The organism is Rhodobacter sp. SGA-6-6 (genome assembly GCF_011043545.1).
Lineage (GTDB): Bacteria > Pseudomonadota > Alphaproteobacteria > Rhodobacterales > Rhodobacteraceae > Pseudogemmobacter.
Window position 1 is genome coordinate 28,096 of the sequence record NZ_JAAKGP010000015.1, and the last position, 12,934, is coordinate 41,029.

The following is a 12,934-nucleotide window of genomic DNA, read 5'->3' on the forward strand; positions in this document are numbered from 1 at the left end:
CTTGTGGTTTCGGTGCTTCCGCCGCCCGGTCATCCCCGGGCGACGCTGTCCTGATGGCTGCGGTGGAAGACCGGGCGCTCCCCCTCCCAGGCGTCGATGTGCTGGACGATGTGCCAGGACTCGGCATCGCCCCACATGCTGGTGACGACGCGGGTCCGGGTCTGCCAGTCGCCGCGGCCGCAGCTGCGGTCCCAGGTGATGTCGACCCGGGCGCTGGCCGGATCGTCGCGGCGGATCGACCAGATCTCCTCCAGCCGGCTGCCGGTGACCAGCCCGTGGTCGAGGTTCTCGGTCGGCGGCACCGTGCCGGAAATGACGATCCGGGTCTCGCCGGTTGTCATGTCGGTCTCGATCCGCTTGCTCTCCTGCCCCTCGCCCTGTGCCTTCAGCGGCAGCGGCGGCGCGCCCGCCGGCTCGGGGAACGCCACCTCGTCGCCCCCGGCCGTCGGCCGCACCGGCAGGTCCAGATGGCCGCCGCTGATCGTTGCCGTCACCGGCTCGGGCTCGGGCCAGAGGAAGGGCCAGTAGCTGGTCGACACCGCGATCCGCAGGCGATGGCCGGCGGGCAGGCGATAGGCGATCTGGTCGAGGTCGAGCGCCACCTCGTAGACCTGCCCCGGCACCAAGGGCTCCGCTGCCTCGTGCGAGGTGCGGTGGCGCAGGTTCAGCACGCCCATGGTGATCAGGGCCGAGGTGCCGTCGGGGCGCAGGTCGTTCAGGCGGACGGCGATCTGCGCCCGCGGCCGGTCCGCCGCGATCCGCAATACCACCCGCGGCGCACCGACGATGTCGGTGGTCTCCGCCACCGGCGCGGAATCGAAACAGGCCGACAGCGCGTCGTCCGCCCGCTGGTCGTCCGGCAGTTCCCCCGGGCCGAAGCCGAAGGGGAAATATTCCCCCGCGCAGAGGCCCACTGCCGTCGAGGGCACCGCCTGCTGGGTGAAGGCTTCCGGCGCCTCGCCCAGCCTGCCGAAGCCGAGATGCAGCCGCCGGGTGCCGATGCGGGGCGAGGGCCATTCGGCCTCGGCGATCCAGCGGCCGGGGCGGTGCGCGAAGCTGGTCGCGGGCTTCACGCTGTCCATCAGCCAGGCGGTATAGGCCGGTTCGCGCTCAACGCCGTTGTCGATGCCCTTCAGCCAATGGTCCCACCAGCGCAGCGCCTCCTGCAGGAAGCCGATCCTCGGCCCGGGCACCGCCATGTGCGGATACTTGTGGTTCCAGGGCCCGACCAGCGCCCGCACCGGCGCCTTCAGGTTGGCGGCCAGATGCGAGGGCGTGTTGCGATAGCCGTCGTGCCAGCCGCCGAGGACGAAGACCGCGGCGCGGATCGCATCGTAATCCTCGCAGACCGAGCCGTGCTTCCAGTAGCCGTCGCGCAGCGGATGTTCGTGCCAAGTCCGGGCCAGGAACGGCGCCTTTTCCAGCCGCTCCAGCCAGATCGCCCGCCAGCGGTCGCCGACCAGCGCCGGGTCCGGCGGCGGCGAGAACCACGAGGCCGCCGTCGCCGCCCAGGCGATGCTCTCGCCCATCAGGCAGCCGCCCTTGAAATGGATGTCGTCGGCATAGCGGTCCACGGTCGAGCAGAGCGAGATCACCGCCTTCAGCGCCGGCGCCCCGTTGGCTGCCGCCTGCAGGCCGTTGAAGCCGCCCCAGGAGATGCCCATCATCCCCACCTTGCCCGAACACCAGGGCTGCGCCGCCAGCCAGGCGATGACCTCCAGCGCGTCCTTCATCTCCTGCGGCGAATATTCGTCGTCGAACAGCCCTTCCGACTCGCCGTTGCCGCGCTGGTCGACCCGGACGCAGACATAGCCCTGCCGGGCCATCCAGGGATGGCTGAGCTGGTCGCGCACCGCGGTTCCGTCGCGCTTGCGGTAGGGGATGTATTCCAGGATCGCCGGCAGCGGCGTCAGCTCCGCCCCCTTCGGCATCCAGACGCGGGCCGACAGGCAAATCCCGTCGGACATAGGAATGCCCATATGCGGGATCTCGACAAGCTCGTCCGCCATCTTCGCTGCGCCTCCAAGGTATCTTCGGAGGCATCATCGGCCGGCAGCGGCGGCTTGCCAATTGAACGGGTTTATGCGACTTTCAGCGCCTTTATGCCAGCCCACGCAAAAGAGCGCAAATTGGCCCGCCGAGCCGCCGCCAGTTCCGAATATTTCTCCGGCAACCTGCGCCGGCTCTGCGCGACGCAGCCCTCGGTCTCGGCGATCTGCCGCGACATCGGCATCAACCGCCAGCAGTTCGAGCGCTACCTGACCGGCGCGGCGATGCCCTCGGCTCACAACCTGCGCCGGATCTGCGCCTATTTCTCGCTGGACGAGGCGCAGCTTCTTGCCGGCCCGCCGGTCTCCGGCAGCCGGCCCATCGACCGCGACAGCCTGGCCGACCTCTCCCCCTTCGCGCAGGCGCTGCGCAGCCAGCCGGGAGAGCTGCCGCTGCTGCGCAACTATTGCGGCACCTACCAGTATCACTTCCTGACACCGTCCTGGCCGGGGCAGATCCAGGTCAGCGTGCTGCAGATCTACGAGAGGGAGCGGCGGATCCTGACCCGCTACCTGGGCCGGGTGCGCGACCCGATCTACGGCACCGTCACCCGGTCGCGCTTCGACGGGCAGGCGGTGCTGCGGGGCGACCGGATCTTCCTGATGGAATATTCCCGCGGCGTCACCGACAGCTTCGCCCAGACGATCCTGTTTCCCGCCCATCGCCATTCCGCCAACTACATCACCGGCATGGCCTTCGGCATCGGCTGGCATCCGCACCGCAGCCCCTTCGCCTCGCATCTGATCCTGCGCCGGCTGCGGCCCAACCAGTCGCTGCAGGAAGCGGTCGCGCAATGCGGGCTCTACGCGCCCGACAGCCGCGCGCTGGACCCGATCGTGCGCAACCAGTTCGCGCAGGGACCGGCGCCCTATGTCGCCGGGCATCTCTGACGGCGCGCGGCCCCGGCCGGGGCTCCCGCTTCACCCCTCTGCCCGCCCGGCCGCAACCGCCCTCGCCCGCTCCCGCAGCACCCGCGACAGGCATTGCGCCGCGGCCAGGTCCGTTCGCGCCCAAAGCCGGACCGCCCGCTCCACCGCCCGCGGCTCCGGCGCGCCGGCCGCAGCGGGCCCGGAGGCGCCTTTCGCCAGGTCGGCGAAGGCGCGGTGTTCCCACCAGTCCAGCACCGCCTGCCGCCAGCCGGCCCGGTCGCGGAAATGCCAGTAGAACGACCCCTTGGTCACCCCCAGCCGGCGCGCCACCGCCTCGACCCGCAGGCCGGCCTCGCCCTCCTGCGCCAGCGCCTGAAGCCCGGCCAGCAGCCAGTCCTCGCGCCCCAGTTGCCGCAGCATCCGCATCGCCGCCCCCTGCATCCTCGGCCCGACCCTAGCGCGGGATCGGTTAACCAGGGCTGAACCGCCGCAGGGTCCATCCGCCCGTCCGGTCCATACGCCGGCAGGAAGGGGCGAAGCGCTTGAAGCACCGCGCGGGACCGTCTAATCAGGACCGGACCACGCGCCCCGGCCCTTCCGGCGGCGCGCGCCGCGGGGGACAGATTGCGCATTCTCATCACCAACGACGACGGCATCAACGCCCCCGGCCTGGACGTGCTGACCCAGATCGCCACCGCCATCGCCGGCCCGCAGGGCGAGGTCTGGACCGTCGCCCCCGCCTTCGAGCAGTCGGGCGTCGGCCATTGCATCAGCTACACCCATCCGATGCTGATCGCCCGGCTGGACCCGCGCCGCTTCGCCGCCGAGGGCAGCCCGGCCGATTGCGTGCTGGCGGCGATCTACGACGTGCTGCAAGGGGCCAAGCCCGACCTGGTGCTGTCCGGCGTCAACCGCGGCAACAACTCGGCCGAGAACGTGCTTTACTCCGGCACCATCGGCGGCGCGATGGAGGCGGCGCTGCAAGGCGTGCCCGCCATCGCCCTGTCGCAGTTCATGGGGCCGGAGACCGAGGCGCTGGACGACCCGTTCCAATGCGCGCGGACCCATGGTGCCGCGGTGGTCAAGGCGCTCCTCGACAAGGGCATCTGGACCGGCGACGACTACCGCATCTTCTACAACGTCAACTTCCCCCCCGTCGGCGCCGCGGCGACCAAGGGCATCAAGGTGGCGGCGCAGGGCTTCCGCCGCGACACCGCCTTCTCGACCGAGCCGCATCTCTCGCCCTCGGGCAAGCGCTTCCTCTGGATCCAGGGCGGGCCGCAGCACCGCCCGACCGAGCCGGGCACCGATGCCGCGGTGAACCTGGAGGGGCATATCTCGGTCACGCCGATGCGGGCCGACCTGACGGCGCACGACCTGCTGTCCGACCTGGCGGCACGGCTGGGCTGAGGCGGACGGGAGGAGGGGCGCATGACGGACCACCCGGACGACCCCGAAGACCTCGCCGAGCGCAAGATGCGCTTCCTCTTCGCGCTGCGCTCGCGCGGGGTGACCGATGCCCGGGTGCTGACGGCGATGGAGAAGGTGGACCGCGGCCTTTTCGTTCGCGGCATCTTCGCCGCCCGCGCCTACGAGGACATGCCGCTGCCGATCGCCTGCGGCCAGACCATCAGCCAGCCCTCGGTGGTGGGGCTGATGACCCAGGCGCTGAACGTCGGCCCGCGCGACACCGTGCTGGAGGTCGGCACCGGCTCCGGCTACCAGGCGGCGATCCTGGCGCAGCTGGCGAGGCGGGTCTACACGGTGGACCGCTGGCGGCGGCTGGTGCGCGAGGCGCAGGACATCTTCCGCCAGCTCGGGCTGGTGAACGTGACGGCGATGACGGCCGACGGATCGCACGGCCTGCCCGACCAAGCCCCCTTCGACCGCATCATCGTCACGGCGGCGGCGGAGGACCCGCCCGGCCCGCTGTTGCAGCAGCTGAAGCCCGGCGGCATCATGGTGCTTCCCGTCGGCCAGTCCGATGCGGTGCAGCACCTGATCAAGGTCACGCGCGGCGAAAAGGGCTTCGATTACGAAGAACTTCGGCAGGTGCGCTTCGTGCCTCTGGTCGAAGGGCTGGGGAACGAGTAGTCTTTCCCCCGTGATCCGGGGCCAACCCGGACACCGGCGGCAAGAGACGACGGCAAGAGGCGGCGACAGCATGACGATTTCCCCCCGATCCACCCCCCCGTCCTTCGCGGGCACCCGGCGCATCCTGACCGGGCTGGCGCTCGGCGGCAGCCTGATGGCGCTGGCCGCCTGCTCGGACGATCCCATCGCCTTCGACTGGGACCTGCGCGGCGGCCCCGGCAACACATCGGAAGAGGCGCGGCAGGCCACGGCGTCGAAGCCGGTGCCGGATGCGAACGGCATCCTCTCCTACCCCGGCTACCAGCTGGCGCAGGCGCGGCGGGGCGAGACCGTGGCGGCGATGGCCGCCCGGCTCGGCCTGAACGCCGAGGATCTGGCCCGCACCAACGCCCTGCGCCCGACCGATCCGCTGCGCGAGGGCGAGATGCTGCTGCTGCCGCAACGGGTCTCCGCCGCGCCGCAGCCGGTCGCGGGGGCAGGCACCGGAACCGGCCCGGTCGACATCACCGCCATCGCCACCACCGCGCTGGACAGCGCCGGCACCCCTGCCCCGGCGGCGAAGCTGCCCGGCGGCGGGAAAGAGCCGATCCGCCACAAGGTCGCCCGCGGCGAGACCGCCTTCACCATCGCCCGGGCCTACAACGTCTCGGCCAAGGCGCTGGCGGACTGGAACGGACTCGGCGCCGACATGGCGATCCGCGAGGGGCAGACACTGATCATTCCGGTCGCCACCGCACCCGCGCCCAACCCCGAGCCGCAGCCGACCGCCCCCGGCGCCGGCAGCCCGACGCCGCCGCCGCCCTCGGCCTCGAAGCCGCTGCCGGACGAGAAGACCCAGCCCGCGGCCGAGAAGCCGAAGGAGACCCCGCCCTCGCCCGACCTGGGCGCCGGGTCGAAGGCGACCCGGCTGGCGATGCCGGTCTCGGGCAAGATCATCCGCGCCTACGACAAGAAGAAGAACCAGGGCATCGACATCTCCGCCGCCGCCGGCACCGCGGTGAAGGCGGCCGAGGCCGGCACGGTGGCGGCAGTGACCAAGGACACCGACCAGGTGACAATCGTGGTGATCCGCCATGCCGACAACCTGCTGACGGTCTATGCCGGGATCGACGGGCTGAAGGTGAAGAAGGGCGACAAGGTGAGCCGCGGCCAGACCATCGGCGCCGTCCGCGCCGCCGATCCGTCCTTCCTGCATTTCGAGGTGCGGAAGGGCGTCGACAGTCTGGACCCGATGAGCTTCCTGCAGTAAGCGCCCGGTTTTTCGGCGAAAACCGGAACGCCTATCCCGGCAGCGTGACCACGATGGCGCCGCGGTCGGTGGCGACCACGGTATGTTCGTATTGCACCACCGGCGCGGCGGGGCGGCTGTAGAGCGTCCAGCCGTCCCTGCCCTCCTCCGCCCACCGGCCGCCGGTGGAGAGGAACGGCTCCACCGTCAGGACCAGGCCGCGGTTGATGCGGCGGCGGTCGCTTGTGGGCCAGGTGGCGATCTCCCCGGGATATTCGTGCAGCGCCCGGCCCACGCCATGGCTGGCGAGGTTGCGGATCAGGGTGTAGCCGCGGGCTTCGGCGAAGCGGCCGATGGCATTGCCGATGCCCGACAGCGGCCGGCCGGAGCGCACCTGCGCGATGCCGACTTGCATGGCGCGCTTGCCGTCGCGGCAGAGCCGGTCCAGCGCCGGGGTCCCGGGCGGCACCCGGAAGGTCGCTCCGGTGTCGGCGAAATAGCCGCCCTTCGAGGCCGAGACGTCGATGTTCACCAGATCGCCCGCCGCGATCACCCGGGGACCGGGGATGCCATGGGCGATCTCCTCGTTCACCGAGATGCAGGTGGCGCCAGGAAAGCCGTAGGTCGATTGCGGCGCCGGGACGGCACCCTCGGCCTCCAGCAGCGCCCGGCCGATGCCGTCCAGTTCGGCGGTGGTCATGCCGGGCTCCATCGCCTGCGCCATCGCCTGCATCGTGTTGGCGACGATGCGGCCGATCCCTTTCAGCCCAGCGAGGTCGTCTTCATGGGTGATGGTCATCAGGGCGGGTTCCTGTGCGGGGTCCGGGACAGGCATAGCGGCAACCCGGGGCGATGTCCCGGAAAAACCGGCGGCCTCCCGCCGGGTTCGGGCGGGGAAAGGCGAGGCACTGCCTCGCCCCGCCCGTGCGCGGCATGTCAACCGGAAACAGTGGCAGCGCTAAACCACGCGAGGCCAGCGCCCGACCCGGTGGGCGAGAAGCGCCCGCCGAGGGCGGGGCGGGCGCTGGCCGGGCCTTGAGGGCCCGGCCGGTCCCGGTTGAGCCGTTGCGCGGTGGCGAAGGCACGCGCCTTCGCCATGGAGGCGGGGGGAGCGGCGGAGTGGCCGCCCTACAGCTTCACCACCAGCACCTTGTCGATGCGCAAGCCGTCCATGTCGATCACCTCGAAGCAATGGCCCTCGACGGTGACGGTCTCGCCCAGGGCCGGCATGTGGCCCAGCTGGTGCAGCACCAGCCCGGCCACGGTGTCGTAGTCTCCGGCCAGGTCGCGCGGCAGGCCGAGGCGGTCGCAGAATTCGTCCGCCGGCATCCAGCCCGCCACCAGAAGGCTGCCGTCCGCCCGCTCGGCGATGGCGGGCTCGTCGGCCTCGGCCGAAGCCTCCGCCCCGGTGATCGCCTCCAGGAGGTCGGCGGTGGTGATGATGCCCTCGAAATGGCCCCATTCGTCGTAGACCAGCGCCATGTGGTGCTCGGACTTCTGCAGCACCTCGATCACGTCCAGCGCCTCCATCCGGTCGCTGACCACGGGCACGTCCTGCAGCAGCGCCTTCAGGTCCACCGCCTCGCGGCGCGAGACGGCGCGGAACACGTCGGCCAGGGTGACGATGCCGACCACGTCGCCCTCGGCATTGGCGACCGGCATCCGCGGCCGGGCGATGCGGCGCACCGCGGCGATGGCCTCGGTGCTGCTGGCCTCCAGCGACAGCATCTCGATCTCGTTGCGCGGCGACATCAGCGCCCGGGCCGAGCGGTCGGACAGCCGCATCACCCCGGCCATCATCACCCGCTCCTCGTCCTCCAGCACGCCGCCCTCATGCGCCTCGGCCAGAAGGACATGCACCTCCTCCTCGGTCACCTTGCTGGACCCCGAGCCGCTCTGGCCGAGCAGCCACAGAAGCACCTTGCCGGAACGGTCGAGGAACCAGACCACCGGCGCCGCGACGATGGAGATCAGCGTCATCAGCGGCGCCACCCGGATCGCCACCCCCTCGGGGTTGCGCAGCGCCAGCTGCTTCGGCACCAGCTCGCCGACGATCAGGCTGACATAGGTGATCGCCACCACCACCCCGCCGACCCCCAGCCGCGCCGCCCAGACCGTATCCATGCCCTGCGCCGCCAGCCAGCCCTCCAGCCGTTCGCCCAGGGTGTCGCCGGCCAGCGCGCCGGAGAGGATGCCGACCGCGGTGATGCCGATCTGCACCGAGGAGAGGAACCGCCCCGGATGCTCGGCCAGCCGCAGCGCCATCCGCGCGCCGCGGCTTTTCGCCTCCAGCGGCTTCAGCCGCGCCGGCCGGGCCGAGACCACGGCCAGTTCCGACATCGCCAGGACGCCGTTCACCACGATCAGCGCAAGGATGACAAGGACTTCGGCAATCATCGGACTTCCCCCCGAGGCGCCTGCGCAACCGGGGGCACCCGTCTTCGACTTCGCGTCTTCGCCTTCATGGCGCAACCCTCACGCCTTCGCGGGCGGCGAGGTCGCAGAAGAACTGCCAGGCCACCCGGCCCGAGCGCGCCCCGCGCGTCGCCTGCCATTCCACCGCCTCGGCCTGCAACCTGTCCGCCGGCACTTCGATCCCGTGCGCGGCGCAATAGCCGCGGATCATCGCCAGGTATTCGTCCTGCGAGCAGGGATGGAAGCCCAGCCACAGCCCGAAGCGGTCCGACAGCGAGACCTTCTCCTCCACCGCTTCCGAGGGGTTGATGGCGGTCGAGCGTTCGTTCTCGATCATGTCGCGCGGCATCAGGTGGCGGCGGTTCGAGGTGGCGTAGAAGATCACGTTCTCCGGCCGCCCCTCGATGCCGCCGTCCAGCACCGCCTTGAGGCTCTTGTAGTGCTGGTCGTCGTGGCTGAACGACAGGTCGTCGCAGAACAGGATGAAGCGGCAGGGCGCGGCGCGCAGGTGGCCGAGCAGGCGCTGCACCGTGGGCAGATCCTCGCGGGAAAGTTCCACGATCTTCAGGTCGTGCCCCTCGGCCCGCACCTGGGCATGGATCGCCTTCACCAGGCTGGATTTCCCCATCCCCCGCGCGCCCCAGAGCAGCGCGTTGTTCGCCGGCAGACCGGCGGCGAAATGGCGGGTGTTCTCCAGAAGCGTGTCGCGCGAGCGGTCCACGCCGACCAGCAGCGACAGGTCCACCCGGGCGACCCGTGCCACCGGCTCCAGCCGGTCGGGCGCGGTATGCCAGACGAAGGCCTCGGCGGCCGCGAAATCGGGGGCCGGCATCGGCGCGGGGGCCAGCCGCTCCAGCGCGGCGGCGATGCGGTCAAGCGTCATGGTCCAGTCTCAAGTCTCGGCCGGGGCAGTCACCCCTGCTCTCCGTCGGTTTCCTCGTCCCAAAGGCCCTCGGCCTTCAGCTCGGCCTCGCGCCGCTTCTCGATCCGGCGGATCAGGAAGATGGAAACCTCATACAGGGGATAGACGGCGAAGAACAGGATCAGCTGGCTCATCACGTCCGGGGGGGTGACGATGGCGGCCACGATCAGGATGATGACGATGGCATAGCGCCGCATCCCGGCCAGCCCGCGCGCCGAGACGATCCCGGCCTTGCCCATCAGCGTCAGCAGGACGGGCAGCTGGAAGCACAGGCCGAAGGCGATGATCAGCTTCAGGCTGATGTCCAGCGTCTCGTTGACCTTGCCCTGGAAGACGATCTCGATGCCTTCGGTGCTGGCGGCGGGGGCAACCGTCACCGCCTCGCCCGCAGGCACGTCGGCCAGGCCGGGGAACACCGCGGCCAGCACCGAATAGCTGTCGGCGAAGCCGAGGAAGAAGGTCATGGCGATCGGCGTCACCACGTAGTGCGAGAACACCGCGCCCAGCAGGAACAGCGCCGGCGAGGCGATCAGGAACGGCAGGAAGGCCTGTTTCTCGCTGCGGTAGAGGCCCGGGGCGATGAAGCGCCACAGCTGGTAGGCGATCACCGGGAAGCTGAGCATCAGCCCGGCCACCACCGAGATATGCACAAGGGTGAAGAAATACTCCTGCGGCGCGGTGTATTGCATCACAGGATGCGGGTTGCCGAGCGCCCGCATCGCGTTCTCGATCGGCTTCAGCATGAAGTCCAGGATCGGGTCCGCCACCACGAAGCAGGCCAGCATCGCCACGATGAAGGCCAGCACCGACCAGATCAGCCGGTTGCGCAGTTCCGCCAGATGCTCGACCAGCGGGGCCGAGCTGTCGTCGATCTCGTCCTTCGCGCTCATGCCGTCTCGCCGTCCGGTGTTGCGGGTTTCTTGCGGGTGCGGCCGGGCTTCTTCGCCGGGGCCGGGGCGGGCTCAGCCTCCGGCGCCGGAGCCGCGGCCTTGCGCAGCTTCTCGGCCGCCTCCTGCGCCACCGCCTTGCGGGCGGCCTGCTTCTCGGCCAGCGCGGCGGTGGCGGGACCCATCGCCGGGGTCGGAGCCGGGGCCGCGGCTTCCGCCGGAGCGGCCGCAGCCGCCGTTGCCGCAGCCGCCGTTGCCGCGGCGGGCTTGGTGACCTTGGTCTTCATCGGGTCCCATTTCTCGAAGCGGTCGGCGGCGGATTTCACCGCATCCAGCCCCATCGCCTTCGGACTGGTGGCCTTCTTCAGGTCCTCCGCCACGTCCTTGACGCCGGTTTCCTGCGCCGCCTGCTCCATCGCCCGGCTGAACTCGCGCCCCATCGCCCGCAGCTTGGCGGTGAAGCGGCCCAGTTCGCGGAACATGCCGGGCAGGTCCTTCGGGCCGATCACGACCAGCGCGACGATGCCGACGACCAGAAGCTCGGACCAGCTGAAATCCATCTCTCGCCTCCGCCCGCGGCGCCGCTCAGACCTTTTCCTTCTCGGCCTCGGCCGGCGTCACGTCCTTGGCGGCATCGACCTTGGCATCCTCGATCTCCTTGGTGCCGTCGGAGACGCCCTTCTTGAAGGCGGTGATGCCCTTGCCGACCTCGCCCATCAGCGAGGACACCTTGCCCTTCCCGAAGAGGACCAGCACCACGACCGCGATCAGCAGAAGACCGGGCAGACCGATATTGTTCAACATGGAAGACCTCCATTCCCCGCGCCCCATCCCCGGGGCCTTGTCCAGAACTGCCCCCAGATAGACCCTGCGGCGGCGGCGTTCCAAGCCCCAACCCCCTTGCCGCCCCGTCTCAACTGACAGTATTTTGTCAGTAGGGCGGGGTTCGCCCCGCCGCCGGAGCCGATGGATGAAACGCGACGCCCGCCTCTACGACCTGATCCAGATCCTGCGCGACGGCAAGCTGCACACCGCGGCCGAGCTGGCCGCGCGGCTCGGGGTCTCGCCCCGCACGATCTGGCGCGACATGGCGATGGCGGCGGAGACCGGGCTGCCGGTGACGGGGGAGCGCGGCCTGGGCTATATCCTGCGCTCGCCGCTGATGCTGCCGCCGACGATGCTGACCGAGGCCGAGCTGGACGCGCTGACCCACGGGCTGCGCCACATCGAGGCGACCGACCCGGCCCGCGCCCGCGCCGCCCGCAGCCTCCTGGCCAAGGTGGCGACGCTGCTGCCGCAGGCGGGGATCGCGGAGGAAGGGTGACCCGATTTTTCGTCGAAAAATCGTGCCTTTCCGGGTTTTCGACGAAAACCCGTCAACCCGGGAAGACGAAGCACCTGTCGCGCCGGATCATCAGCCACAGCACCGTGCCCGGTTTCGGCAGGAACACCCCGGGGACCGAGGCGGTCAGTTTCGACCCGTCGCAGTCCATGCGGAAATCGACCAGGCTCTCGCGGCCCAGATAGCGCGCCCGCATCACCGTGCCGCGGGCCGGCGTGCCCTCCTGCGGCGTCGGCAGCGGGCCGCGGCCGCCGCGGTCGAAGTCGATCTTCAGGTGCTGCGGCCGGATCACGATCTCCACCGCCGCCCCGTCGGCATGACCGGGGGTCAGGAAGTCGCCGAAGGGCGTCGCGGTCAGCGCCCCCTTCGAGATGCCGCGGATCACGTTGACATCGCTGAAGAAAGCCGCCGCCGCCCGGTCCACCGGCGCGTTGTAGACATTGTAGGGCGCACCCTGCTGCACGATCCTTCCGCCGCGCATCAACGCGATTTCGTCGGCCATCCGCATCGCCTCGTCCGGCTCGTGCGTCACCAGCACCACCGCGGTGCCTTCCTCCTTCAGGATCTCCAGCGTGGTGTCGCGGATGCCGTCGCGCAGCCGGTTGTCGAGGCCCGAGAAGGGTTCGTCCATCAGCATCACCTTCGGCCGCGGCGCCAGCGCCCGGGCCAGCGCCACCCGTTGCTGCTCGCCCCCCGACAGCTGGTGCGGATGTTTGGCGGCGAAGCCGGACAGGTTCACCCGCTCCAGCAGCTCCCCGACCCGCCGCGCCTTCGCCGCCTTGTCGCCGGCCAGGCCGAAGCCGACATTGGCCGCCACCGTCAGATGCGGGAACAGCGCGAAGTCCTGGAACATCATGCCGACGCCGCGGCGCTCGGGCGGCAGGTGCAGGCCGGGGCCCGCCATCGGCCTTCCGTCGATCCGCACCTCGCCCGCATCCGCCGTCTCCACCCCGGCGACGATGCGCAGGGTGGTGGACTTGCCGCAGCCCGAGGGGCCCAGAAGGCAGGTCACCTGCCCCGCCGCCACCCGCAGCGCCACATCCTCCACCACCGGCCGGCCGCCGAAGGCGCGGGTCAGTCCGGTGGCTTCCAGCCGGGGGGGGGTCTCCGCCATCGCAAACCTTTGCA

The 12,934-nt window shown here is 70.7% G+C and carries 14 protein-coding genes; 5 read left to right on the forward strand and 9 right to left on the reverse strand.

Annotation, left to right across the window (positions count from 1 at the left end):
• Window positions 1–29 precede the first annotated feature (29 nt).
• On the reverse strand, window positions 30–2,009 hold the full coding sequence (locus G5B31_RS18400; RefSeq protein ID WP_165019678.1) for a CocE/NonD family hydrolase: 1,980 nt from the start codon (window positions 2,007–2,009) through the stop codon (window positions 30–32).
• Between the two features lie 120 nt (window positions 2,010–2,129).
• On the opposite strand from G5B31_RS18400, the gene G5B31_RS18405 reads away from it, so the two are divergent.
• The gene (locus G5B31_RS18405) at window positions 2,130–2,939 is read left to right on the forward strand and encodes a helix-turn-helix transcriptional regulator (RefSeq protein WP_165019679.1); all 810 of its coding nucleotides are present in this window, start codon (window positions 2,130–2,132) and stop codon (window positions 2,937–2,939) included.
• 30 nt (window positions 2,940–2,969) lie between these two features.
• Here G5B31_RS18405 and G5B31_RS18410 read toward each other — a convergent pair whose 3' ends face one another.
• Window positions 2,970–3,344, reverse strand: coding sequence for a TetR/AcrR family transcriptional regulator (locus tag G5B31_RS18410; RefSeq protein ID WP_165019680.1), 375 nt, complete (start codon window positions 3,342–3,344; stop codon window positions 2,970–2,972).
• Between the two features lie 198 nt (window positions 3,345–3,542).
• On the opposite strand from G5B31_RS18410, the gene surE reads away from it, so the two are divergent.
• The 3 genes from surE to G5B31_RS18425 all read left to right on the forward strand — a co-directional run bounded on the left by surE (window position 3,543) and on the right by G5B31_RS18425 (window position 6,261).
• Entirely contained in the window at window positions 3,543–4,328 is a 786-nt protein-coding gene (surE, locus tag G5B31_RS18415) for a 5'/3'-nucleotidase SurE (RefSeq protein ID WP_165019681.1), read from the forward strand.
• 21 nt (window positions 4,329–4,349) lie between these two features.
• Window positions 4,350–5,012, forward strand: a complete 663-nt coding sequence (locus tag G5B31_RS18420; RefSeq protein ID WP_165019682.1) for a protein-L-isoaspartate(D-aspartate) O-methyltransferase — start codon at window positions 4,350–4,352, stop codon at window positions 5,010–5,012.
• 154 nt (window positions 5,013–5,166) lie between these two features.
• Window positions 5,167–6,261 carry a peptidoglycan DD-metalloendopeptidase family protein gene (locus tag G5B31_RS18425; protein WP_240904490.1) on the forward strand — a complete coding sequence of 365 codons (1,095 nt, stop codon included), beginning with the start codon at window positions 5,167–5,169 and terminating at the stop codon, window positions 6,259–6,261.
• A gap of 31 nt (window positions 6,262–6,292) precedes the next feature.
• Here G5B31_RS18425 and map read toward each other — a convergent pair whose 3' ends face one another.
• The 6 genes from map to G5B31_RS18455 form a co-directional block, all read right to left on the reverse strand.
• Complete coding sequence (gene map / locus G5B31_RS18430; protein WP_165019684.1) at window positions 6,293–7,039, reverse strand: type I methionyl aminopeptidase; 747 nt, start codon at window positions 7,037–7,039, stop codon at window positions 6,293–6,295.
• A gap of 329 nt (window positions 7,040–7,368) precedes the next feature.
• A complete protein-coding gene (locus tag G5B31_RS18435) occupies window positions 7,369–8,637 on the reverse strand; it encodes a hemolysin family protein (protein WP_165019685.1) in 1,269 nt (422 codons plus the stop codon).
• Window positions 8,638–8,701: 64 nt separating this feature from the next.
• Entirely contained in the window at window positions 8,702–9,538 is an 837-nt protein-coding gene (locus tag G5B31_RS18440) for an ATP-binding protein (protein WP_165019686.1), read from the reverse strand.
• A gap of 29 nt (window positions 9,539–9,567) precedes the next feature.
• Entirely contained in the window at window positions 9,568–10,467 is a 900-nt protein-coding gene (gene tatC, locus G5B31_RS18445) for a twin-arginine translocase subunit TatC (RefSeq protein WP_165019687.1), read from the reverse strand.
• Window positions 10,464–11,024, reverse strand: a complete 561-nt coding sequence (gene tatB / locus G5B31_RS18450) for a Sec-independent protein translocase protein TatB (RefSeq protein WP_165019688.1) — start codon at window positions 11,022–11,024, stop codon at window positions 10,464–10,466. The genes tatC and tatB overlap by 4 nt, the downstream gene beginning before the upstream one ends.
• A 25-nt stretch (window positions 11,025–11,049) precedes the next feature.
• Window positions 11,050–11,268 (reverse strand): twin-arginine translocase TatA/TatE family subunit, encoded by a 219-nt coding sequence (locus G5B31_RS18455; RefSeq protein WP_165019689.1) that lies wholly within the window; start codon window positions 11,266–11,268, stop codon window positions 11,050–11,052.
• A 166-nt stretch (window positions 11,269–11,434) separates the two neighbouring features.
• Between G5B31_RS18455 and G5B31_RS18460 the strand changes: the two genes are divergently transcribed.
• A complete protein-coding gene (locus tag G5B31_RS18460) occupies window positions 11,435–11,788 on the forward strand; it encodes a YafY family protein (protein ID WP_165019690.1) in 354 nt (117 codons plus the stop codon).
• A gap of 52 nt (window positions 11,789–11,840) precedes the next feature.
• Here the strand turns inward: G5B31_RS18460 and G5B31_RS18465 are convergent, their stop codons facing one another.
• The gene (locus tag G5B31_RS18465; RefSeq protein WP_165019691.1) at window positions 11,841–12,920 is read right to left on the reverse strand and encodes an ABC transporter ATP-binding protein; all 1,080 of its coding nucleotides are present in this window, start codon (window positions 12,918–12,920) and stop codon (window positions 11,841–11,843) included.
• Window positions 12,921–12,934 lie beyond the last annotated feature (14 nt).

Coding starts and splice junctions, on each gene's coding strand:
- G5B31_RS18400 (WP_165019678.1), bottom strand. CDS start 2,009: ATGGCGGACGAGCTTGTCGAGATCCCGCATATGGGCATTCCTATGTCC.
- G5B31_RS18410 (WP_165019680.1), bottom strand. CDS start 3,344: ATGCGGATGCTGCGGCAACTGGGGCGCGAGGACTGGCTGCTGGCCGGG.
- G5B31_RS18420 (WP_165019682.1), top strand. CDS start 4,350: ATGACGGACCACCCGGACGACCCCGAAGACCTCGCCGAGCGCAAGATG.
- G5B31_RS18425 (WP_240904490.1), top strand. CDS start 5,167: ATGGCGCTGGCCGCCTGCTCGGACGATCCCATCGCCTTCGACTGGGAC.
- map (WP_165019684.1), bottom strand. CDS start 7,039: ATGACCATCACCCATGAAGACGACCTCGCTGGGCTGAAAGGGATCGGC.
- G5B31_RS18435 (WP_165019685.1), bottom strand. CDS start 8,637: ATGATTGCCGAAGTCCTTGTCATCCTTGCGCTGATCGTGGTGAACGGC.
- G5B31_RS18440 (WP_165019686.1), bottom strand. CDS start 9,538: ATGACGCTTGACCGCATCGCCGCCGCGCTGGAGCGGCTGGCCCCCGCG.
- tatC (WP_165019687.1), bottom strand. CDS start 10,467: ATGAGCGCGAAGGACGAGATCGACGACAGCTCGGCCCCGCTGGTCGAG.
- tatB (WP_165019688.1), bottom strand. CDS start 11,024: ATGGATTTCAGCTGGTCCGAGCTTCTGGTCGTCGGCATCGTCGCGCTG.
- G5B31_RS18455 (WP_165019689.1), bottom strand. CDS start 11,268: ATGTTGAACAATATCGGTCTGCCCGGTCTTCTGCTGATCGCGGTCGTG.
- G5B31_RS18460 (WP_165019690.1), top strand. CDS start 11,435: ATGAAACGCGACGCCCGCCTCTACGACCTGATCCAGATCCTGCGCGAC.
- G5B31_RS18465 (WP_165019691.1), bottom strand. CDS start 12,920: ATGGCGGAGACCCCCCCCCGGCTGGAAGCCACCGGACTGACCCGCGCC.